Origin of the sequence: Campylobacter concisus (assembly GCF_902460895.1) — a bacterium.
Classification (GTDB): domain Bacteria; phylum Campylobacterota; class Campylobacteria; order Campylobacterales; family Campylobacteraceae; genus Campylobacter_A; species Campylobacter_A concisus_BC.
In genome coordinates this window covers 1-1,218 of the sequence record NZ_CABPVL010000033.1, presented here as the reverse complement: position 1 = coordinate 1,218, position 1,218 = coordinate 1, and the positions used below count along the sequence as shown (strand labels likewise).

Annotated in this window: 2 protein-coding genes; both read left to right on the top strand. The window is 29.7% G+C overall.

Going from position 1 to position 1,218, the window contains the following annotated elements:
- The coding region (locus F3G98_RS10265) for a hypothetical protein (protein ID WP_223231357.1) at positions 1-552 on the top strand (552 nt) is incomplete at its 5' end.
- A 41-nt stretch (positions 553-593) separates the two neighbouring features.
- Positions 594-1,218 (top strand): class II glutamine amidotransferase domain-containing protein (locus tag F3G98_RS10260; protein ID WP_188117011.1); only part of this gene is annotated, 625 nt, incomplete at its 3' end.

Below are 1,218 nucleotides of genomic sequence, written 5' to 3'. Positions count from 1 at the left end.
TTATTTTATATTTTAAATATTGATCTTAATATCTATATCACATTCTCATATATAGTATCTATATACCCAGTATATGGACTCATGATTAACGTTGCACCAAGCTATGGAAAATTTATATCACCTGGTATAAGGCGCCCATATAGTGTAGCAGAAGAAACTAATGGACTAAATACGTTTTTTAGTTGTGTCCCATCTAATACTAAAGTATTAATGGCCTATAAAAACCCAAAAGAAGAATATGACGGTATATTTTGTGGCTTTAAGGTACGCAGAGAATTACTGCAATACGTAGCCATTAAAAGAGGTATAGTTGTTTTTCCTGATTGGTATACGATTTTTGAGAATAATAAATACAATTCCGATGAATCTTTTTGGGTTGACGATGAGGATAAAATTTTAGATTATTTAAAAAAACATGGTTTGGTTTATGTTATATCATGTTTTGATTTAAATCCCTTGAATTTTAACATGATGAGCAGTTTCTCATTTAATGACAATATAGCTGATTGTTGCAAAGAAGAGTCAAAAGTTAAATTGTATAGAGTAAAATAACCTCCATAATAGGTCTTTATGTATTTTAAGGTGTGATGTAAATGTGTGGAATAAGTGGAATAATAAATAAGAGCAATGTTGTCGTGGCAAAAGATGAAATAAAAAATATGAATGATTTGATAGTTCATAGAGGACCAGACGATGAGGGCTTTTTTTATGGCAAAAATTTTGCATTAGGGCATAGAAGACTATCTATCTTGGATCTTAGCAAAGATGGTCATCAGCCTATGAGCTATATGGAAGATAAATATACAATAACATATAACGGTGAAATTTTTAATTATTTAGAGATAAGAAAAGAGCTTGAAGAATTTGGATATAAATTTAACTCAAAAACTGATACCGAAGTTATTTTAGCAAGCTATGATCGATGGGGCAAAGATTGTGTCGAAAAATTTAATGGAATGTGGGCTTTTGCAATATATGATAAAAAAGAAGATATATTGTTTTGTTCAAGAGATAGATTTGGAGTAAAGCCATTTTATTTTACGCAGACAAAAGATAAATTTGTATTTGGCTCAGAGATAAAACAACTTTTAAATTTCTGCAATAGCAAATTTGTAAACAAGACCTTGCTAATTGATTTTTTGGCTACCGGTATGCTAGAACATACTAATGAAACATTTTTTGAAGGTATCTATAAACTAGAGCAAGCTCATAATATGA